Origin of the sequence: Enterococcus sp. HY326, assembly GCF_026157065.1 — a bacterium.
GTDB lineage: Bacteria > Bacillota > Bacilli > Lactobacillales > Enterococcaceae > HY326.
Window position 1 is genome coordinate 33787 of the sequence record NZ_JANLGQ010000008.1, and the last position, 21023, is coordinate 54809.

At 40.4% G+C, this 21023-nt stretch carries 21 protein-coding genes; 2 read left to right on the forward strand and 19 right to left on the reverse strand.

Going from position 1 to position 21023, the window contains the following annotated elements; all coding sequences use genetic code 11:
* Positions 1 to 89 precede the first annotated feature (89 nt).
* The 6 genes from ORH16_RS16720 to ORH16_RS16745 all read right to left on the reverse strand — a co-directional run bounded on the left by ORH16_RS16720 (position 90) and on the right by ORH16_RS16745 (position 8209).
* Positions 90 to 1445 carry a GHKL domain-containing protein gene (locus tag ORH16_RS16720; RefSeq protein WP_265460031.1) on the reverse strand — a complete coding sequence of 452 codons (1356 nt, stop codon included), beginning with the start codon at positions 1443 to 1445 and terminating at the stop codon, positions 90 to 92.
* Between the two features lie 410 nt (positions 1446 to 1855).
* Positions 1856 to 1987 (reverse strand): hypothetical protein, encoded by a 132-nt coding sequence (locus tag ORH16_RS16725; protein ID WP_265460032.1) that lies wholly within the window; start codon positions 1985 to 1987, stop codon positions 1856 to 1858.
* Positions 1988 to 2313: 326 nt separating this feature from the next.
* A complete protein-coding gene (gene cydC / locus ORH16_RS16730) occupies positions 2314 to 4062 on the reverse strand; it encodes a thiol reductant ABC exporter subunit CydC (RefSeq protein ID WP_265460033.1) in 1749 nt (582 codons plus the stop codon).
* A complete protein-coding gene (gene cydD, locus ORH16_RS16735) occupies positions 4062 to 5777 on the reverse strand; it encodes a thiol reductant ABC exporter subunit CydD (protein ID WP_265460034.1) in 1716 nt (571 codons plus the stop codon). Before cydD ends, cydC begins: the two co-directional genes overlap by 1 nt.
* A 3-nt stretch (positions 5778 to 5780) precedes the next feature.
* Positions 5781 to 6794, reverse strand: coding sequence for a cytochrome d ubiquinol oxidase subunit II (gene cydB / locus ORH16_RS16740; RefSeq protein ID WP_265460036.1), 1014 nt, complete (start codon positions 6792 to 6794; stop codon positions 5781 to 5783).
* A complete protein-coding gene (locus ORH16_RS16745; RefSeq protein WP_265460037.1) occupies positions 6794 to 8209 on the reverse strand; it encodes a cytochrome ubiquinol oxidase subunit I in 1416 nt (471 codons plus the stop codon). The genes cydB and ORH16_RS16745 overlap by 1 nt, the downstream gene beginning before the upstream one ends.
* Before the next feature lie 268 nt (positions 8210 to 8477).
* Between ORH16_RS16745 and ORH16_RS16750 the strand changes: the two genes are divergently transcribed.
* Positions 8478 to 9074, forward strand: a complete 597-nt coding sequence (locus ORH16_RS16750) for an ATP-dependent Clp protease proteolytic subunit (protein ID WP_265460038.1) — start codon at positions 8478 to 8480, stop codon at positions 9072 to 9074.
* Positions 9075 to 9129: 55 nt separating this feature from the next.
* Here ORH16_RS16750 and ORH16_RS16755 read toward each other — a convergent pair whose 3' ends face one another.
* Positions 9130 to 9603, reverse strand: coding sequence for an SAM-dependent methyltransferase (locus ORH16_RS16755; protein WP_265460039.1), 474 nt, complete (start codon positions 9601 to 9603; stop codon positions 9130 to 9132).
* A 102-nt stretch (positions 9604 to 9705) separates the two neighbouring features.
* On the reverse strand, positions 9706 to 10530 hold the full coding sequence (locus tag ORH16_RS16760) for a MerR family transcriptional regulator (RefSeq protein WP_265460040.1): 825 nt from the start codon (positions 10528 to 10530) through the stop codon (positions 9706 to 9708).
* A gap of 168 nt (positions 10531 to 10698) precedes the next feature.
* Here ORH16_RS16760 and ORH16_RS16765 point away from each other — a divergent pair, with 168 nt between their 5' ends.
* On the forward strand, positions 10699 to 11331 hold the full coding sequence (locus ORH16_RS16765) for a hypothetical protein (RefSeq protein ID WP_265460041.1): 633 nt from the start codon (positions 10699 to 10701) through the stop codon (positions 11329 to 11331).
* A 281-nt stretch (positions 11332 to 11612) separates the two neighbouring features.
* Here ORH16_RS16765 and ORH16_RS16770 read toward each other — a convergent pair whose 3' ends face one another.
* The 11 genes from ORH16_RS16770 to ORH16_RS16815 form a co-directional block, all read right to left on the reverse strand.
* On the reverse strand, positions 11613 to 13166 hold the full coding sequence (locus tag ORH16_RS16770; RefSeq protein WP_265460042.1) for a flavocytochrome c: 1554 nt from the start codon (positions 13164 to 13166) through the stop codon (positions 11613 to 11615).
* A gap of 205 nt (positions 13167 to 13371) precedes the next feature.
* A complete protein-coding gene (locus tag ORH16_RS16775; protein ID WP_265460043.1) occupies positions 13372 to 13731 on the reverse strand; it encodes an inorganic diphosphatase in 360 nt (119 codons plus the stop codon).
* A gap of 9 nt (positions 13732 to 13740) precedes the next feature.
* Entirely contained in the window at positions 13741 to 15816 is a 2076-nt protein-coding gene (locus tag ORH16_RS16780) for a DNA topoisomerase 3 (protein WP_265460044.1), read from the reverse strand.
* Complete coding sequence (locus tag ORH16_RS16785; RefSeq protein ID WP_265460045.1) at positions 15749 to 16126, reverse strand: DUF1033 family protein; 378 nt, start codon at positions 16124 to 16126, stop codon at positions 15749 to 15751. The genes ORH16_RS16780 and ORH16_RS16785 overlap by 68 nt, the downstream gene beginning before the upstream one ends.
* Before the next feature lie 164 nt (positions 16127 to 16290).
* Entirely contained in the window at positions 16291 to 17412 is a 1122-nt protein-coding gene (gene mnmA / locus ORH16_RS16790; protein ID WP_265460046.1) for a tRNA 2-thiouridine(34) synthase MnmA, read from the reverse strand.
* A gap of 130 nt (positions 17413 to 17542) precedes the next feature.
* Positions 17543 to 18217: a hypothetical protein gene (locus ORH16_RS16795; protein ID WP_265460047.1), complete on the reverse strand. Its 675-nt coding sequence runs from the start codon at positions 18215 to 18217 to the stop codon at positions 17543 to 17545.
* Positions 18218 to 18233: 16 nt separating this feature from the next.
* Positions 18234 to 18740, reverse strand: coding sequence for a helix-turn-helix domain-containing protein (locus ORH16_RS16800; RefSeq protein ID WP_265460048.1), 507 nt, complete (start codon positions 18738 to 18740; stop codon positions 18234 to 18236).
* Positions 18741 to 18945: 205 nt separating this feature from the next.
* Entirely contained in the window at positions 18946 to 19089 is a 144-nt protein-coding gene (locus ORH16_RS18985) for an LPXTG cell wall anchor domain-containing protein (RefSeq protein ID WP_416207876.1), read from the reverse strand.
* Positions 19090 to 19112: 23 nt separating this feature from the next.
* The gene (locus ORH16_RS16805; protein ID WP_265460049.1) at positions 19113 to 19763 is read right to left on the reverse strand and encodes a hypothetical protein; all 651 of its coding nucleotides are present in this window, start codon (positions 19761 to 19763) and stop codon (positions 19113 to 19115) included.
* A gap of 10 nt (positions 19764 to 19773) precedes the next feature.
* Positions 19774 to 20322: a GNAT family N-acetyltransferase gene (locus tag ORH16_RS16810; RefSeq protein ID WP_265460050.1), complete on the reverse strand. Its 549-nt coding sequence runs from the start codon at positions 20320 to 20322 to the stop codon at positions 19774 to 19776.
* Positions 20323 to 20399: 77 nt separating this feature from the next.
* Positions 20400 to 21020 (reverse strand): metallophosphoesterase, encoded by a 621-nt coding sequence (locus ORH16_RS16815; RefSeq protein ID WP_265460051.1) that lies wholly within the window; start codon positions 21018 to 21020, stop codon positions 20400 to 20402.
* Positions 21021 to 21023 lie beyond the last annotated feature (3 nt).

Sequence of the window (21023 nt, forward strand, 5' to 3'; positions counted from 1 at the left end):
GCAAAACATTGGATAACAACCTTATTACCATCCGTGCTATTTTGAATACAATTATCGCTCAAAAAATGCTAATAAATTTATTACAAAACCTAGCTAGCTTTCGTACCATGTAATAGCAAAATCTGATGCAAATAACCAGCCTCAAGGCGAGTTTCCACCAAGAAATTATGATGACGGTAACTAATTTCTTTGAGAATGCTCAGACCTAAACCACGATTGCTGCCCTTTGTTGAATAACCAGCTTGAAAGATTTTTTGCAAATCCACCTGCTGGCAAGTGGCATTCTTAATACTCATCGTCAAGACTGCTGATTCCTGTAAAAGCAGCATCTGCACTGTTTTATCTTCTGCTGCTTCCGCCGCCTCAATCGCATTGTCCAATACGATTCCTAAACAACGTAATAAATCACTAATCTCCATTGCCACATTGGTAACCGGCAGCAGCACTTCCAAGGTCATAACAACGCCTTTTTGCTCCGCCAGTAGTAGCTTGCTCAATAGCAAAGTCTTCAATTCAGCGACTTCAACCTGTGCCAATTGGTTCATTTGCTGAATGTCCAATTGCAAATTTTCGTCCAGTTGCAAAAATTTTTCGTTTAGATATTTTTTAGCCCCCGCTAAGTCTCCCGCCTCCACTTGCGCATAGAGGCCCGTAGCGACATTTTTATAATCATGGTGGACTTTGCGCAGCTCCAATTGAACTTTTTCTAAGCGATGCAAATAATTTTGCTGTTGCAGGCGTAATAACTCTGCATTCGCAAATTTCTTTTCTCGAAAATACTGCCAAAAAATCGTAAAAATCACGAGAATCAAAAAAAGATTGTTTAAGGCATAAAGGGGACGCCAAAATTCTACTTTTTCAATTAGAAAGTTCGTGAAAAACGAAATAGCTGTTTCTAAGACAAAATAAGCGACCATAAAAATGAAAATAAAACGAAAGGAGGGGAGGCTTTGTCTTAGCACCGTATAAAAATTGCTGCGTTTTAATAGGATTAAGATGGCTATTATCCCTAAAGACGGCCCGACTGTCAAAAGGAGTTTCACAAGATAAGGAAAAGCTGTTGCATTAAAAAAATTGGGTACAATGATGTTTTGCAGGCTTTCGACAAATTCAGCGGCAGCCAATAAGAAAACACCAGCAGAAAAAATAACCCTTCTGGTAATAAGGGGGTACAAATAGTGAATGAAATAAGCTTGAACTATTTGCATTAATACCGCCATCACCATCACAAACACGCTGAGGTCGTAGTAGCCCTTTTCTTCAATTTCAGAAAAAACTAAGGAACATCCCAATATGGAACTAGCTAAGGCATAGCCTAAGTATAGCAACGGCTTAAAGGAGCGCTGACTTGGCACACCATTTAATTGCTTCACAAAAGTAGCAATCATCACTAATTGTCCTAAAAGATATCCCCAGTTTGAAACAACATAGGCTGCATAACTCAAGTCAGTCCCCCCTTTTACTTAAACTAAAACACGACAAAAATTTCTAGAACAACTATCAGACAGTTGTCAAAAAAATAAAGCAGATGCAATTTTCTTCTGACAATTATCAAAGTAGTCAGGCAAGGAAAATCTTTTTACTCTAGTGATAGGTCCGCATCTACGCAATGGCAGATATTTTTTTTCAACTTTACATCCAATTATCTTTTTAATCAAAATTTTAACATTTTTTAATAATAAATGCGATGGCAAACACAAAAAAGCCGCAACTTAATAAGGCAGCAAATAACGATTTCAAAGTTTTTGTCTTTCTCGAAGGGACAAAAGTGAGCCAGTCAACTGTTGACTATATCACCAACCTCTTTGATACATTATTTGATTGCTAAAATTGCGACTAACTGATTCTTTTTTATTTAGAAAAAATGTGCGTATAGGTAATGGGCGCTGGCCAAAATAGCTAATTCATAGACAACATCGCGACCAATTTTAAAAAAGCGGTTTTTAACAACAATCCATCTATTTTTTAGTTTCTCGGTGATTTTCATAGAATCAGCCTCCTTTATTCTCCTCAGCTTAGGTCAAGAAAATTAAGCAGAGCTTAAATTGCTAGTAAGAAAAGCTTAAGGGGAAAGTTTTCAGTAATTCGCCACAATCTCTCTGCTGATTGGTAATAGTTAATTCATTTTTGAATTCGACAGAGTTTCTATCAAGATATTTAGTAATTCATAAAACCGACTACTTTAAAAAACTTCTCTGACCAAATTTTTTCGATAAACTCTCTTTCTTATATTTATCCCCATGTTATTGTCGCTTCAGAGTACAAAAACAGCCAAGCAATATATCCGCTTGGCTGTTTACTGTAATGTCTAATTTATAATCCTTTATCAATCGCCAGTAATTGTTGATAGCGAGAGTTGCTGGCTGCTAGTTCAGCTGGTATACCACTGAGGGCTAACTTACCGTCTTCAATAAAAATGACCCGATCCATCATGGAAACTCCCTGCAGATGATGGGTAATCCAAATAATTGTTTTCCCCTCTAAGTTTTGAAAGAAAGTTTCCAATAAACTTTGTTCGGTAATTGGATCAAGCCCGACAGTTGGTTCGTCTAAAATAATGATTGGCACATCTTGCAGGAGCACACGAGCCAAGGCCATCCGGTGTCGTTCACCGCCGGAAAAACGCAGACCGGCTTCATCGACCATTGTTGCCAATTGTTCCGGCAATCGTTCCACCATTTTTTTCAGTCCGACCCGTTCTAGAACTTGCCAAACTTCTTCTTCGGTGGCCGACTCACGACCAATCCGCAAATTATTTAAAATCGTGGTATTAAATAAATACGGTTCTTGATTAATGACGCTGATATAATTTGAGATTGCGTCACCAAAAGTATCCGTCGCCACACCTGCTAATGAAATTGTACCATAAGTTGGCATCAAGTCTCCTCGCAATAAAGTTGCCAAGGTACTTTTTCCCGAACCGCTACGGCCTAAGATGGCAATTTTTTCCCCTTGCGGAATCGTTAAATCCAACTGCTGTAAAACTTTTTTCTGAGTCTGAGGATATTGGAATGTTACATCGTCTACAACCATATCCAGTGAGCCTTGAACCTTTGTTAAATCGAAAGTGGCAGGCTCCTCTTGCACCTCTAATTGATTTAAGTGCTCAATCGAATCTTTATAGATATTTGTTTCCTGCGCCGCTGAAGGTAGAGGAGCAAAAGCGTCAACTAATGGAAAGCCGCTCAGCACAAAGGCGGCTATCCAATTGGCAGCCCCGCCGTGGTTTCCAGGAAAGCGGAAGCTGGTCCAAACGAACAACGCAATCACGATTAAAGCAAAGACAAATTGCAGTAACAAATCCCGTTTACGGTCAAAGCGATTGATTCGTGCATCGACTTCCCGCAAAGCAGCTTCGCTAGCTTCATAATGATTCAAATATTCTTGACTTCTTTGGGCAAAAATCCAATCGGAAACACCAAGAATATTATCAGTTAAATCCCGATACAAAAGATTTTTCATCCCTTTACGTTTTTCTTGACGGGCGCCATTCATCAAGGCGGAGTAAAGTGGTACAACAAAAATCATAATCCCCATCATCAAGAGCATCGCTAAGCCAAACCACCAGCTAAAGAGTCCTAAGCCAATCACAATGAAAGCATACAGAACCCAAGCAATGATTGTTGGAAAAATGGTCCGCAGATAAAGGTTTTGAATATGATTGATATCTTCGGCTAACAGACCAAGAATATCACCAGTCCGATATTTGCGTCGGAAAAAAATAGCATCCTTTTCTAACACATTGTACAGCTTGACTCGTAGATTAGAGGTCATTTTCAAAACCCAGTTGTGACTGACTAGCCGTTCGATATAACGAAAGACCGGCCGACCAATCCCAAAGGCCCGCGTTAAAACAATCGGAATATAAATCATTAAAATATTTTCCGGCAGTGAAGCTGCTCGACTAATTAAATAGCCAGAGTTAAACATCAAAGCACCGGCACAAAAGAAGGTTAAAAAGCCTAAAAAGACCGCTCCGGCTAACGCAACCTTATATTGTTTTAAGAAGGGCTTGACCCAAGTATCGGTTTTTAAAGCTTTCGTTAAGCCATTTTTTTCCATCAGGCACCCTCCTTCAATCGTTGACTTAAGCGTAGATAGGCACCTTCATGAGCCAGCAGTTCATTTAAAGTGCCAGCTTCTACTACCTTGCCTTCATCCAAAACTAAAATATAATCCATTTCCTGCATCCAATGCAGGCGATGGGTGGCAAAGAAAACCAATTTATTCTCCATCAACGGCAGCATTTTTTCCTTTAACTCAACTTCCGTTTCAATGTCCAAATGGGCAGTCGGTTCATCAAATAAAAGGACATGGCGTTCTTGATCTAAAAAGGCCCTTGCCAAAGCAATCCGCTGAGCTTGCCCGCCGCTAAGAGTGCGGGCCCCTTCACCGATTTGTGTGTCGATGCCTTCAGGTAATTCGTTCACCAGCTCATCCAATCCGACAATCCGAATCGCTTCAAAGATTTGTTCCTCGGTTGCTGTAGGAAAATAAAAAGCAATATTTTCTCTTAAGCTCAATTGGAAAATATAAGGATTTTGCGGAATATAGGCCAATTGTTTTTGCCAAAATTGTTCTTTAAAGCTCGTTAAATTCTGCTTGTCGTAAAAAATTTCACCGGAGGCTGGCGTAGTAAAGCCGCTTAATAAATTAATCAGCGTCGACTTGCCTGAGCCACTCATACCGATAATGCCAATTTTTTGATTGCCCTTTACTGATAGGGAAACAGCTGACAAGGCTTGAAAGTCTTGATAACTGAAGCTCAAATTGTTTAAAACTAAATCTGAATCAGCCTGCCACTCTGGTAAAGGAGTCGCTTCAGTAGCGGCTTCTGGTTCTTCCAAAATTTCCCGCACTGCCGTCATCGCATTTTTTCCATCTAACGTCGCATGATAATCACCGGCAAAATCCCGAATCGGCAAAAAGTATTCCGGCGCTAAAATCAACGTTGTTAATGCCGGAAACAGCAAAATGTTTCCTTCAATTAAACGCAGACCTAAAAGAACCGCCACAATTGCTACAGATAATGTGGTGAAAAAATCCAAGGCAAAGGTAGATAAAATCGCTACTCGCAGCGTACTCATCGTCGCTTTGCGAAACCGTTCGCTGGTGGAAAAAATACTGTTGCCGTACTGCTTGCTTAAGCCGAACAATTTTAGCGTATCAATCCCCCGCAATGAATCAATAAAATGATTGGATAATAGTTGAAAGGCCTTGTACTGATTATCCGCCTTGGCTTGGGCAGCGTAGCCTAAAATAATCATAAAAATAATGATTAAGGGAAAGACGACAATTAGCACGACTCCCGATTCCCAATCAAGCCAAAAAATCGCCGCCAGTAAAATCCACGGAATAATCATCATATTGGTCATTTTCGACAAAATTAGATGGATGTATTCCTCCACCTGCTCGATTCCTTCAAGGGCCATCGTTGCAGTATTACCAGTTCCTTGGGTTTGAACAATGCCGGGACCCACTCGAAAAATTTTTTCCAGCAATTTTTTTCGCAATTGGCTGGATTGGTCATAGGCATAATTGTCTAAACGCTGGTCTCGAAATAAAATCACCAGATGACGTCCCATAAAAAAAATAAAAAATAAGAGAATCCAGGATACTTGGCCGCTGAGCTTCTCTCCATTCCACAGATTGGTAATACCGTTAGAGAGAGCATAGGCTTGGCCGATTATAAAGATTGCTTGCAGAACTGAAAGTCCTGCAAGCAATCCCATCATTTGTTTAATTCCTGGAAATCTCATGATTGCTTTATCAATCATGTATTAATACCCCACTGATTCGTTGTGTTTAATCCGTTTTCTAAAGACATAATAGGTCCAACCAGTATACGCCAAAACAAATGGCAAAATGGTCAATGAAACAAAGCTCATAATTCTAAGTGTATACGGTGAGCTAGATGAATTGGCAATCAATAAATCATTAGCTGATGTGATTGAGCTGATCATCACTCTTGGGAACATGCCGGTAAAGATCAAGGCCACTAGCGCAACTAACGTCAAACCGCTTGCTAGAAAAGCCACCATCTCTTTGCGTTTCATAACTGACACATTGGCTATGACTGTGAGAGCCACGATTAAAACCACCAATAATAAGGTTAAAGCAAAATGATTCTCAAAGAAATCCGTTTGCAAATACAAGAGAATTGCAAAAGCAACTAAGCCGGCGTATAACACCCAATACAAAGCCTTCGCATAATTGCGGGCCCGTTCTCTGATTGGTCCTTCCGTTTTCAAGGTGATGTAGTTTAACCCGTGCAAATAGCACAATAAAGTTAAAGCAACGCCCCCAACGACAGAAAAGAGATTGATGTAATCAAAGAAAGAAGCTGACATATTGCCGTTAGCGTCAATCGGCATACCTTGAATCATATCAATAAAAATTACACCGAAGAAAAATGGCACTAAGAAACTGCCGATGGTCATCGTCCAGTTCCAAATGTTTTTATGCTTCGCCTTCACAGAGTGGCGAAACTCAAAGGAAACCCCCCGGATAATCAAGCCAACTAAAACGATAAACAAGACTAAATAAAAACCGCTAAACAACGTCGCATACCAATATGGAAAAGAGGCAAACATCGCTCCGCCGGCTGTTAAAAGCCAAACTTCATTGCCATCCCAGACTGGTCCAATCGTCGAAACAATTTGATCTTTTTCTTCTTCGTTGTGAGCCAGTGTTTGAACTGACATACCAACACCAAAGTCAAAGCCTTCTAAGAAGAAAAAGCCGGAGAATAAAACACCGATTAAGACAAACCAAAGTAATTGTAAGCCACTCATTATTCAAACGCCTCCTTGTCAAAAGGATCTGTTGCTGGTTTATTTTCTTTCAACGCCATTTCATCATCGTAAAATGGACCTTTTTTCAAGGTGCGGCGAATCAGATAAATCATGACGCCACCTAATGTCGCAAACAGCAAGAAATAAACAATATTGGAAATTAACAGTGACGTCACCGAAACATTCGGCGAAACACTGTCTTCAATTTTAAAGAGTCCATAAACGGTCCATGGATAACGACCTAATTCAGTAATTAACCAACCAGCTGTGTTAGCCATAAATGGCGTAAAAGTGGTGAGCCCCATTACCCATAGTAGGAAACGATTTTCAAACATCCACGGTTTTTTCCGTCTTGTCCAAAATAATCCTAAAGCAGAAACTAAGAACATTAATACGCCGAAGCCGGCCATAATTCTAAAACTCCAGAACAACGTATTGACTGGTGGATAATAATCACCATCACCATATTCTTCAACTAAATCTTGATAAACAGTGTCCATCCCATCTACAGAACCAGATAAAGAATTATAAGATAAAATACTTAGCATATAAGGAATCTTAATACTGAAGACTGTTTCACGATTCGTCGTATCAGCCCAAGCGATTAAACTCCAAGCTGCCGGATCACCACTATCTTCATAAGAACCTTCCATCGCCGCAAATTTCATCGGCTGATCTTCAATCAAAGCTTTCATTTGTGCATCGCCGGCGCCTAAAACTAACACGGAGCCAACTAAGCTAATAACTAATCCAACTCGTAAAGATTTTTTGAAAAAGTCTTTAATCTCAGTTTTTTTCTTCAATAATTGAAAGGCTGACAAGCCCGCAACAATGATGCCTCCCATTGTTATTGCGGCCGCGATAACGTGGGAAAACTCATACCAAGCTTGCGCATTTGTTAATAATGCGCCAAAGTCTGTCATTTCCGCCCGGCCATTATTCAAAGTATAGCCAGTTGGATGTTGCATAAAACTGTTGGCTACAATAATCCAAAAAGCTGATAGTAACGAGCCGATTGTGACGAGCCACATAAATAAATTATGGACTGCCGGTTTCACCCGGTCCCAAGTAAACATCCATAAGCCTAAGAATGTTGATTCTAAGAAGAAAGCTAAGAGAGCTTCCACTGCCAGCGGCGCTCCGAAGATATCTCCCACAAATCGTGAGTAATCTGACCAGTTCATCCCAAATTGAAATTCTTGAATAATCCCGGTGACAACCCCTACCGCAAAACTAAGCAATAATATTTTTCCCCAAAAGCGGGCCATTTTTTTGTATTGTTCGTTTTTAGTGCGAACGTACAACGTTTCCATCACAGCTACGACGACCGCAAGACCAATTGAGAATGGCACGAAGAAAAAGTGAAAAACCGTGGTCATCGCAAATTGAAAACGAGCTAATGTTACAATATCCATTTTTTATCCTCCTTATTTTTTGCAAATCTAAAAATAAATAATTGCACCAGTAGAAGTATACTCCAAGTCAGCTGAAATCTCTAACTAAAAGGAATCAAAAATAGACACTTCCCTAAAATATGTTTCTACTAGATAGATTATCCCGCTAACGTTTCATTTAATCAAGAATTTCTCTTAAAAAAGAAAAAATATTGCTTCAATCGTTTTTTTCGCTATTTCTGTTGCTTTTGTTATAATAGAGCCATAAAGATTTTTAGGAGGCGTTACAATGTTTTTCTACAACGATGAAGAAGAAGAAAAGAACGAAAACAAACCCAATATTTCTGATTTATACCGCCAAAAAATGTTAGAACAACGGATTGTTTTAATTTACGGTGAAATTAATCAGGATTTAGCAAAGGAAGTTACTTCACAACTATTGATGCTGAGCGCTTTAAGTGACGATCCAATTACTGTTTACATCAACAGTCAAGGAGGCCACGTAGAAGCTGGCGACACAATTCATGATATGATTCAATTTGTGAAGCCTGAAGTCAAAGTTGTTGGTACCGGCTGGGTTGCCAGTGCCGGGATTACCATCTACCTAGCAGCCCAAAAAGAAAATCGCTATAGCCTACCAAACACCCGCTATATGATTCACCAACCAGCTGGCGGTGTGCAAGGCCAACAAACTGAAATTGAAATCGAAGCCCGTGAAATTTTAAAAATGCGGGAACGTATCAATCGCTTAATTGCTGAAGCGACTGGTCAAACCTATGAAAAAATTTCGCAAGATACTGACCGTAACTTCTGGCTTTCTGTTGAAGAAGCCAAAGACTATGGCATTGTCACCCATATCGTTAAATCTTCTGATGAAGTGAAATAATTGAGTTTAAAAAAAGCCGAGGCGCAAAATCCCTCGGCTTTTCTTTTGCATAAATTTAAAATAAAAATTCAGCTTCCCAATCAAAATCACCGGAAGTCTCATAACTCTGCGGCCAATGTTGACACCAAGCTGGGACTTTAGGCTCTTCAATCCGATCAGCACTTGGTGTGTAAGGCTTGATATCCAATAGTGGAGAATCATCGTTGGCATCAATATAAGGAATGTAAATCATCCCCTTCTCGTAATCAATGTCTAAAACCTCCACCATCGTTAAAGCTAGAGGATTAGGTCGCACTGGTGAGCGAGTGGCGAAAATTCCCATCACGTCTGGAGCATTCCGATAAGGTTGAGGTACTTCCAATGTTGCCCGAGCTGCTTCAGTATCAAAATCACTGAACCACCAAATAACTGCGAGATGACTAAAACCAGCCAAACCTTGTAAACCTGAAAGATATTTTTGATCAATGTGTAGGGCCATTTCATCAGGTCGATTGCTAATCTTCCCGATTGCTTCTACTTGAAAATTCATAATGATTTCCTCCTCTTCTATGGTAAAACCAGTTTAGAGGCTGACACCATGTGAGAGTCAAGCAGCAGCTTATTTTTTATGCAGAAGCCAGTTTAAGTTCGTTTACTGACGTTCTCGAATAGGAATTTGAATCTCAGTTAAATAATTTTCTGGATTATCCTCCTCCCAAGGCCCACGATGGACAATCTGCCGGTTGTAAGTTCCCATTTGGTATTGTGGATGTTCCTCTAACCAACTCGCAAAAGCCAAAAACGCATCATTGATATTTTCAAAAGGACCATAGACCAGTGTGGAGGCCATCAAAGGTTCAGCGGCAACCTCTCGTAAGGTAAAAGGTGCTGATACTGTTAAATTCTTAGTCTCAGCTAGCACCAGACAGACCTCGATATCAACATCACTTGTTTTATATTCCGGATCATGATAGATAGAAAAACTTTCTTTGGCTAGCTTCAGTTGTTTGGGTTCAAGGGATTGACCCAATTCCTTCCAAAGATATCCCTCTTGAAAATAATCCTTCACTATCCGCCTCAAAGAGATTACTTGATACTGAGGAATCGTTTTTATGGTGACATTGTAATGGATTTTAATTTTTTCTGTTAAAATGTCCTTTTCCGCCAAAGCAATCTTCGCCAATTTTTCCTGCTCTAAAAGAATTTGATTTTCAATCAGCTCTCGTCGTTGCTGCAGGAGGTTGATTATATCTTCTCCCTGCCACTTTTTTAAGGCTGTGCTGATTTCAGCTACCGTAAAGCCTAAATCCTTGAGAAAAATAATTTTATTTAGTCGGGGAATCTGCTGAGCGCTGTATAGTCGATAATTGGTTTGGGGATCAATCCGTGCCGGTGTGAGTAGTTCATTTTCATCGTAATACCGCAACATCCGAATTGAGACTTGAGTCAGTTTTGAAAATTCACCGATTTTAAACATAAGACCACCTCCTGTAATACTCTCCAGTTTATTATAAAAAGGAATTTAAATTCATTCCAGCTTCATCCTTCTAATTTAGTCACAAAAAATAAAAAAATATCGTTTTATAAATAAATATTCAAAATAAGTCTTTCTTTGTTATAATAGTGGGAAAAAGGACGTTCACTTATGGCTCAAAAACGACAAATCCCGGCAATTGAATTCTTATGGCTAGCCTTATATGGTTTTGCTGCATTTAGTTTAGAACTTTTTCAAGGGCTAATTTTCAAACTTTCAACAGGAGCCAGCAACCTGCTGACAGCTCTCCTGTGGCTGATTGCAGCTACAGCTTTGTTTTATTTGGCTAAAATGAAATTTGACTTTGATATTTTTAGGATTAAAGCCAAGCTTAACAATCAGACTCAGCTCTTTTTGATTATCTGCGTTTGCGGAATTATTTTACTGACGACAATCGGCTTTGGCGGCTTCAAACCGTGGATGGAGTTTACTGGTGAGGCCAATCGACAAATTGGCCCTTATCTTTCTCGGATTATCTATTACCTTGTTGAGTCTCTTTTAATTCTTATCACCATCAGCTTTGCTCAAGAATTTTTCGACCGACGCTTTCACTTGCCAACTTGGTTGCCCACTGGCGGAATTTTTCTAGCTATAACCTGGGGGAGCATTCATTTCTTTTTACAAGGAATCAGCGGCGGTTTGTATACGATGGCTTTTTCTCTGATTGCCGGCTTGATTTATCTAGCCGCTAAAAAAGATGCCCGTTGGAGTTATTTTTATATTGCTTTGGCCTTTATTTTATAGTAAATAAAAAACGGCTGAGCCACAAGTTGTTACAGAAATAAAGTTTTCTGAATAAGATTTAACAAAAGTGACAAAATGAATTGTGGTAGCCTCGTGATTCCGTTTCATATAATTTTTTCTCTAGTGCATTCGTAGGACAAAGAAAAAGATGTCCTATCATTTGATATTACTTCTGTAAGTTTTTTTGCATCCTCCCACTAATTCAAAAATCAAAAAAAGAGGGAACAAGTTGCTAGCTGCAGCTTGTTCCCTCTAATGTTATTCAAAAATAAGTCTAGATTCTATGCTAAACCGGCAACGTAAGCGGCGCTTTGAATGCCTGCTTGCCGACCAAAGATGACAATATCCGCCACTGCATTTCCACCGATTCGGTTTTGTCCATGCAAGCCGCCGGTTACTTCACCGGCTGCATACAAGCCGGTAATTGCCGCGCCATCTTCTTTTAAGACCTGCGTCTCAGTATTAATTTTGACACCGCCCATTGTATGGTGAATACCCGGTGCAATTTTAATCGCATAATAAGGTGCTGTAGCTAAAGCTTCCGTCATCCCGGTTGTCCGGTTGAATTCAGGATCACTTTGACTAGCGACACTTTGATTCCAAGTGTCTAGCGTCTTTTGTAATTCATCTGCCGGTACATCAATCTTTTCAGCTAATTCTGCAATCGTTTGACCAGTTTCGACAAAGCCCTGTTGATCATAAAAATCAATGGCCTTCACCCGGTCCCGCAAACTATCATCAAAAACTAAATAAGCAGATTGTTCGGGTAAATCGATAATCGCTTGAGACACCTTATCGCGGGTTTCCAATTCATTAAAGAAGCGATCCCCTGCTTGGTTTACTAAAATAGCGCCTTCGCCCCGCACAGCTTCTGTAATTAAGTAGCCATCTTTTTGCTGAACTGTCGGATGAATTTGAATTTGATCCAAATCGACAGTTGCTCCGCCTAATTCAGTAATCATGGTGATGCCATCACCTGTACTACCTTCTGAATTGGTGGAAACATACCCTTCTAGGTCAGGACGATATTCTTGAATCATTTCTTGATTAGCACCAAAGCCTCCCGTTGTTACAATTACAGCGTCTGCAGCAATTTCTTTTTCTTCATCTTGATTAAAGACGACTGTTACTCCATCAACTGTGCCATCGCTTTGACTGATAGCTGTGACATCGGCGTTCACAAAGATTGGAATTTCCCGTTCGCCGATATTTCTTAAGAGGCCATCAACTAAATATTCACCAACAGCTGAGCCGTCGCTTGGCCGATGAGTTCTTGTAACACTCATGCCACCAGTCGTAGTTAAATTGTCCAAAACAATGCCGTTTTGATCTAACCAATCGATAGCGTCTGCTGAATGATCGACAAAATAGCGTAATAATTCTTGGTCGTTGGTACCGCCGCCGCCCTTTAAGGTTTCTTCAAAAAATAAATCGTTGCTATCTTCAACGCCTTGCTCTGCTTCAAATTTTGATTCAGAAGCGTTCATTCCCGCAGAAGCTTTGACAGTGTTGCCGCCAGCTACTGGTAATTTTTCAAAAATCACGGGATTCATGCCAGCATCTTTGGCTTCAATCGCCGCTGTCATCCCAGCACCGCCAGCGCCCACGATAATCACATCATACTTGTCAGCTAATTCGCTTAAATCTGCGTACTCATCACCATTTTCTGATGCTCCAGAAGTCGCCTCTGCTGATGATGCAGTTGTCGACGCTGCCGTTGTACTGGCTTGCGTCTCTTGACCGTATCCCGCTGTATCCTGATCTGCATTACATCCCGTTGTAAATAACATCACAGACAGTAATCCCATTACACTTGCTAAAACTTTTTTCTTCATTCCTTCACCCTCAAACTTTTTTACTTTTTCAAGCTAGACCTATCTTAACAAGGCAGTAAACATCTGACAAGGCTTTTTGTGATTTTCTTCACTTAAAATAGTTAAAAAAACATTTTCCGCTTTTTCAAAAAAAAAACCGCTAAATTGCTAGTTCGCAATCTAACGGAAAGTTCACTTTAATAAATCAAATTTGTTCAAAACCAATTCAATCTTCCTTCAGCAAAATTCGGCTGTCAAAATATTTTTCTTGGAAGTCAACGGCGGCCTCAATTTCTTCTCTAGTAAAATTTTGTCCTGCTGGTGCTGCTACCCACTTGGTTTCAACATCGTCTAATCTTTGAATAACGGCAATCACTTTGCCTTGAGCTTTTTTAACCGGCTCAGCGACACCTAAAAGATAGACATCCTGTTCAGCACCGTCACCACCGATAATTCCCGGGACAAAACCATAATTAATTGGATAAAGATGTTCAGGAAATCGAGGATGCTTACTCCCTAACGGCCGATCAATTTCAATCATAATCTCTTGACCAATTATTTTTAAAAGCTCACAATCCTCCATCATAACTCTCTCCTAATCGTTCTTTTCCATCGCGGCTTTTAAAGCCGCTGCTAACGGACTTTCCTGCGGTTCTTCGGCTTGGGCATATTTTTTCACTAGACGTCGTTCTTCATGTTTAGTCATTTTTTTATTGCGCTCTTTTTTATCCAACATTTTTTCCGTGGTACCGTCATATTTGCAACGGAAAAAGGCGCCATTTTTGCCTTCAATGATTTCCATCTTGCGGTGACATTGCGGGCAGCGATGATTGGACATTTTCGGATCTTTGCGACGTCGGTAGCCGCAATTATTGCAGAGGTATATTTTACCATCACGGGTATTTTTCTCCCGTAAAAGCTCGCCACAATCGGGACATTTCTTCTGGGTGACAGAAAAATCTTGATACGTATTTTGGCTATCTTTAATTTCAAAGACTAATTTTTTCGTTTCCTTTTGAATTTCTGCGATAAATTGCTTTTCTGAAGTTTGGCCATGGGCAATTTTTTCTAATTCCCGTTCCCAAGTCGCCGTTAAATCCGGGGTGACCAAAGAAGGATTAACTAAAGTCAGCAGCTGCTTCCCTTTTGGTGACACCTGTAACTGATTTGCATTGCGCTCCATCAATTCAGATTTAATTAATTTTTCAATAATCTCAGCTCTGGTGGCAGGAGTTCCCAGGCTATATTTTTCCATCGCCGCCAGCAAGGTACCTTCCGTCAACGGCTTAGGCGGTGCTGTCAGCTCTTTATTAATCAGCAGCTGACCAACCAGTGTAGCACCTTCCTGCCAGTTTACAGCTTGAGCAGAAACTTTCGCTTCTGCTGTTTTCCAGCCGGCTTGCTCCACAACACTTTGGCGGAATAAAAATTCTTGCTCGCCTTGCTTGACCGTAATTGTCCGCTGCTTGGTGATATGATTTTCAGCAAAGAGACCTAAGAAACGCTCCACAATCAGCTGATAAATTCTTTGCTCGTCGGTACTTAATTTTTCAAAACGAGGAGCCTGCTCCGTTGGTAAAAGGGCGTGGTGATCACTGACTTTTGCATCATTAAAGACTCTGACTTGCAGCACTTTTCCACCATTTTTTAAAATGCTGCGGGCCTCGGGGTATGCGCCGCTAATTCCCTGCAGGCGTTCCTTCATTGTCGCTTTCATATCCTGAGTTAAATATTTGCTATCGGTTCTCGGATACGTCACAATTTTATGAAATTCATATAAGCTTTGGACTAATGACAAAGTCTTTTTCGCTGAATAGCCGAAGCGTTGATTGGCCTCCCGTTGCATCTCCGTTAAGTCATAGGGTAAAGGCGCTGGTTCTGATTTGGTTTTATCGTTGATTTTAATTACTTTAGCCTTGCTCTTACTTAATACAGCAACTAATTTTTCGGCGTCACTGCGCTCAGTCAAGGCCATCGGATTTTTTTGCTGCAGACGGCCTTTTTCCTCGCCGATTTGCAAATCAATCGAAAAATAAGTTTGCGGACGGAACTTTTCAATTTTCTTTTCCTGCTCCCGCACTAAAGCCAAGGTCGGTGTTTGGACGCGACCGGCTGATAAACTATCATTGTATTTAACCGTTAAAGCTCGGGTCACATTCAAGCCGACTAACCAGTCTGCTTGAGCCCGCGCCAAAGCGGACTCATATAAATTATCATAAGCCTTGGCTGGTTTTAATTGACGGAAGCCTTCTTTAATCGCTTTGTCCGTTTGAGAAGAAATCCATAAACGTTTGACCGGTTTATTAAATCGGACATATTCTAAAATCCAACGGGCGACTAACTCGCCTTCTCGTCCGGCATCTGTCGCAATCACGGCCTCGCTAACATCTTTGCGATTGGCCAATTCTTTGATTGCTCGTAGTTGATGACCGGTTTTTGGTAACGGCTTAATCCCTAAATTTTTAGGAATCATCGGCAAAGTTTCCATTTGCCACGTCTGCCATTCTTTATTAATGTCTTCAGGCATTTTTAAGCCCAATAAATGACCAAGGGCCCAAGTAACAATTACCTTGGGTCCTTCGTAATAATTTTTATGTTTTTGATTAGCTCCAAGCACCTTGCTTAAATCCTTTGCAACACTTGGTTTTTCCGCTAGAATTAGTTGTTTCATATAACTCGACTCCACTCTCTGCTGTCACCGCTTGATAATCCTTCAGTAAAGCCAGCCCTTGATATTGCTGCAGGTCGTCATCACACTCTTCGCACCAGCGTTCGTCTCCATCATTCCAAAAGGCTACTAAAAAATTATTTTTGGCGTTCATATAGTTAAACTCTGGTCTTAATTGTAACCAAAGTGTGCGGTAACAGTCAATGGCTTCTTCAAGGGATGAGAATATGTACTGATCGGTGATGGAATCTTGCCAGTCCTCAAAGAACCACCAAGGCTCATTGTCCCCATACATTTTTACTACTTGGTACACGTTGTTCGCTTCCCTTCATTTCTTGATATCTTCATTCTATTCACTTTACTGAAAACTTGCAAGGAAAGAAGCTTGTAAAAAAACGTCAGTTGTTTCAAAAAATGAGCTTTTTTTGTCAAATTAAGCAAAAAAACCTGAGAGTCTTTCAAACTCTCAGATCCCTTTTAAATATATTGTAAAACTTTGCTTTCTTGATAGGCATGGTCAATTAAGCCGCCGCCTAAACATTCCATTCCGTCGTAAAAAACGACGGCTTGGCCTGGTGTGATCGCTCTCACAGGTTCGTCAAAAATGACCCGTGCTTGATTATTTTCTAATAATTGCACCGTTACCGGCACATCTTGTTGACGATAGCGGAATTTTGCCGTGCATTTAAATTCCGTTGCTCTGTCAATATTTGTAGTAAAATGGATTTCACTCGCATCCAAGCTAGTTGCATATAATGCTGGATGATGGAAGCCTTGACCAACATATAAAGTATTGGTGGCTAAATCTTTGCCCACCACAAACCAAGGCTCTTGTGAATCACCACCGCCGCCAATGCCTAAGCCTTGACGTTGGCCAATCGTATAATACATTAAACCGTCATGTTGTCCTTTGATTTCGCCTTCCAAGGTCACCATGTTGCCTTTTTTAGCTGGCAAATAATTACTTAAAAATTCTTTAAAATTCTTTTCGCCGATAAAGCAGACTCCTGTTGAATCTTTTTTCTTGGCAGTTGCTAGGCCAGCTTTTTCCGCAATTTCTCTAACCTGCGGCTTTTCCATGCCCCCTAAAGGAAACATCGTCTTCGCCAATTGTTCTTGAGAGAGTTGGCTTAAGAAATAAGTTTGATCTTTATTGTTATCAACACCCCTCAACATATGAGTTGTGCCATCTGCATCACGAGTGACTTGAGCATAGTGGCCCGTCGCCACATAATCCGCCCCTAATTCTAAAGCATAATCTAAAAAGGCTTTAAATTTAATTTCTTTGTTGCACATCACGTCAGGATTCGGCGTGCGGCCAGCCCGATATTCCGCCAAGAAATATTCAAAAACTCGGTCCCAGTATTCCTTTTCAAAATTGACTGAATAATAGGGAATACCGATTTGCGCTGCAACTTTCGCAACGTCTTTATAATCTTCCGTTGCCGTGCAGACACCATTTTCATCGGTGTCGTCCCAGTTCTTCATAAAAATACCCACAACATCATAGCCTTGTTCCTTCAGCAAAAGTGCTGTTACGGATGAATCGACACCGCCGCTCATCCCGACGACAACTTTCGTTTTGCTGTTGTCCATCATTTGATCACCATCATTTCAATTAGATTCTGAAGCTCTACGATTTGAAGGTCGCAACTTTTCAGTGAATCGTATTATACACTGTTTTGTTGAATTTTTCATTAAGAATGACTAAAGGCTGTCCGTCAGCATTTTACGTAAAAAGAACTAAGAGGCCCATTAAGAGCAACGTTACCACTAAGGTCAAAGCCATTATTTTGTCATAGATTTTCGGCGGTCGGCTCAAGGCTTTCGGCGCAATCTTAATGATTTTCGCTTCAGGAAATTCAACTGAAAAATATTTGTTATAGGCGTAGGCGGCTGGTGCCAAGCCGACAGTCAAGGTTGGCTTATTCCGCAAAATTTCTTTAATACTTTCAAAATCCGAGACTTCCCAATAAATATAAGGATAGTCCCGCATCAGCTGTTGCAAATTTTGATAGTGAAAATGCTCCGTCTGTGTTGGCTGCCCCTTTTGTTTGAGCTTAGGCCCCTCAGCTAACAAATAGCCGGAAGTTTTAAACAGCACGTCCCCACGAAAAGCCATCTGCGAGACTGCTTCTTCAGGAGGAATCTCAACAATTTCCATACCTGGCTTCATCGCCATTACTTGTCCCCGTTTTGGTTCCGCTAAACGGGAGAGGGCGGCAATTTGATAATCGGCTAAAACGTCAGCATCCACTTCATAAAACGGTTTTTCCTCCCACTCATACTGAGGGTATTCCAACTCTAAGTAATTTTTCAGCCGTGGCAGGACAAATTGATCTTGCATCGTCCACATGATGCTATTATTCGCTTGCCGTGATAAAGTAATAATTAAACCCTTCATAACACTTCCTCTTTTCTTAGCTATTGGCTGCTAAAAGACCAAATACCAGCAGCAGACCTACCCAAAAACCGGCAAAGACAAAAATACCAATATCAAAGGCATCTTCTCCTTGGGTAACGATATTTTGCAGTCGTTTAGTTTTCCGGAGATAAATACCTTGAATCAAAGCCCCGCCAATGCAGTAGCAAAAAAAGATAAATAGACGGATGCCACGATCCACAAAAATAATTTCTGTCGCAACCATCAGCAAACTCCAAACTATCTGGATAATGGCAAAGACTTGTCCCACCGGTCGGCCATGACTGACTTCTGGATTATTACTCGACTTACCGGGCTGAATCAGGTCATTAAGATTAGTACCAAACAATTCGCTAATCAAAATTAAGTTTTCTAAATCCGGTTGGCCTTTATTATTTTCCCAATTGGATACGGATTGACGACTGACAAATAATTGCTGCGCCAGCTCCTCTTGTGTTAACTGTTGTTCTTGTCGCAAACTTTTTAAACGTGTCCCAAAATCCACGTTCCTCACCTCCACCTTTATTGTATCAAGCCCCGTTCAAAAAATCTGGAAAAGCAACAGAAAAAGCCTGTCAAAGCTAATTGACAAACCGATATATCAAGGTTTTCTAAAAAATAAGACTGCGGCATTTGTTTTTCTCAGCAGATACTTTTCTGCCGATTTTTTCACCATTTTTTATCAAGGTCTCAGCCTTTTTGAATATTGTTTATTTTTTTGCAGCCCTTCTCTTAACAAAAACGACTATGACAAACAATAAAATCACACCGCCAATGACAAGTAAAATGAGAGAACTTTGGGCATTGGTTTGAGGGAGTTCAAAAAACCTAAGGAAGTCTGATCTACTCAGCATTCCTCAGGTTTTCTTAAACTTTATTATAAAAAATTGCGAAACATCGCAATAATATAGCGAACTAAACGAAAAACGATAAATAAAACAAAAATATTTCCCAGTACAAAGCTGAAAATATTTCCCACGCCGGCCTTCAGATTACTAAAAGAAAAGCGTCGTAAAAAACGGGGCATTGAATTGTAACCGTTGCGCTTCAAGCGAAATTTTTCTTCATAAGTAATTTCCAGCATGTCGTAGTAAATGATCTGCAATGGTTCTTGACTGAAAAAAGTCTTCGCAAAACCGACCATCATCGTGTATTGCTTTTCACTGGAGGGTAGATTTCTCACCCCGTTTTTATTGACACGAATGACCTGCTCACCATTTTCCATGACATTATAAGCATACTCATCTTCTTGGATAGTTTGAATTTTTAAATCTGGTGTGTTTTCCGCCAAAAAATTTTCAAAGACTTCAGAAAATTTCTGTTTGGCATTAAATAGATAAACAGCGATTGCCGCCAGACCGATTAACAGCACAGCATTGAGGATTAAACTTTCCCGAAAAATAATCGTATACAGTAAAATCAGCACGAAGGCTATTAAAGTGATTGCAATCCGTTTCCAATAATAATTTTGATACATTTCCTGAATCGTCCGCTGATAATAATCAAAATCCTGCTGGGCGACTGTCATAAAAAAACCCTCATTTCTTGACGACTTCTGCAAACGGGACAAATGGCGCAGGGACAGTTGGCACTTCTGTTAAAACTTTTTGCATCCATAGCACATCATGCCACTGATCAAATTTATAGCCAACATGGTGGAAGTTGGCGACTTCCTGGTAGCCAAATTTTTCATGAAAGCCGACACTTCGTTGATTGCCTCCAGTAATGCAGGCTGTTAAATTTACGACATGCTGTTGCAATAGATAAGTTTCTAAGCCTTCATACAACGCTGTTCCTACACCTTTAACGTTAGTTTTATGGCTGACATAAACGGTGACCTCCACCGTCCAATCATAAGCCACTCTACCTTTGTAGACTCCGGCATAAGCATAGCCGATAATTTCTCCATCAATTTCTGCTACCAAATAAGGATAGCGTTCTAAAGTTGTGGCAATTCTTTGGCTGAACTCAGCCACACTGGGTACCTCGTATTCAAAGGTGATTGGTGTTTCTTTTACATAATATTCATAAATAGCTACGATTTTTTCAGCATCAGCTGGTGTTGCAATTCTAATTGTAAGTTCCATCTAACCACCCTCTCGTTATCAAAAAATTATAACGATGATTGCCACAGCTGACAAGTCTTTTTGGCAACAAGCTAGCTCTATACGCCGGCGTCTCGAATTTTTGCTAATTCCTGAGCTTTTTTCTCTGCAATTTCATCTATTTGATTTTCTGTCAACGGTGTACCAAAAGGAATCGGTTGGCTTAGAAAATCCCGTTCTGGTGCATCGACGCCAACATTTATATCATCAGCAATCGGGACACTGTAATGGTGAATATGTCCGTGAAGATTGCGAATATTAACAGTTTGTCCCAGCAGCATTGGATAGTGGGTCAAATAATATTGATGATGATTAAACTTCACGATGGCCCCCACATCTTCAAAAGCAAATTTTGCTTCACCGTTAGCTAATTTCGGATCATGGGTGTCTAAAAAGTTAAAAAAATTCCGGCTATCATGATTGCCTTTGATAAAGACTATTTTCCCCTGCAATTGCCTTAAAATGTCTAAAATATCTTGGCTCCCCTTATCATAATCGGGATGCATCGCCACATCTCCGAGATGATAAACGGTGTCTTTTTCAGTCACCACAGCATTCCAGCTGGCAATCATCACTTGATGCATCTCTTCGATTGATTCATAAGGCCGCGGGGCAAAGTCGCTACTGCCAAGTAAACGCTCGTGGAAAAAATGGGTGTCTGCAATAAAAAATTTTTTCATATT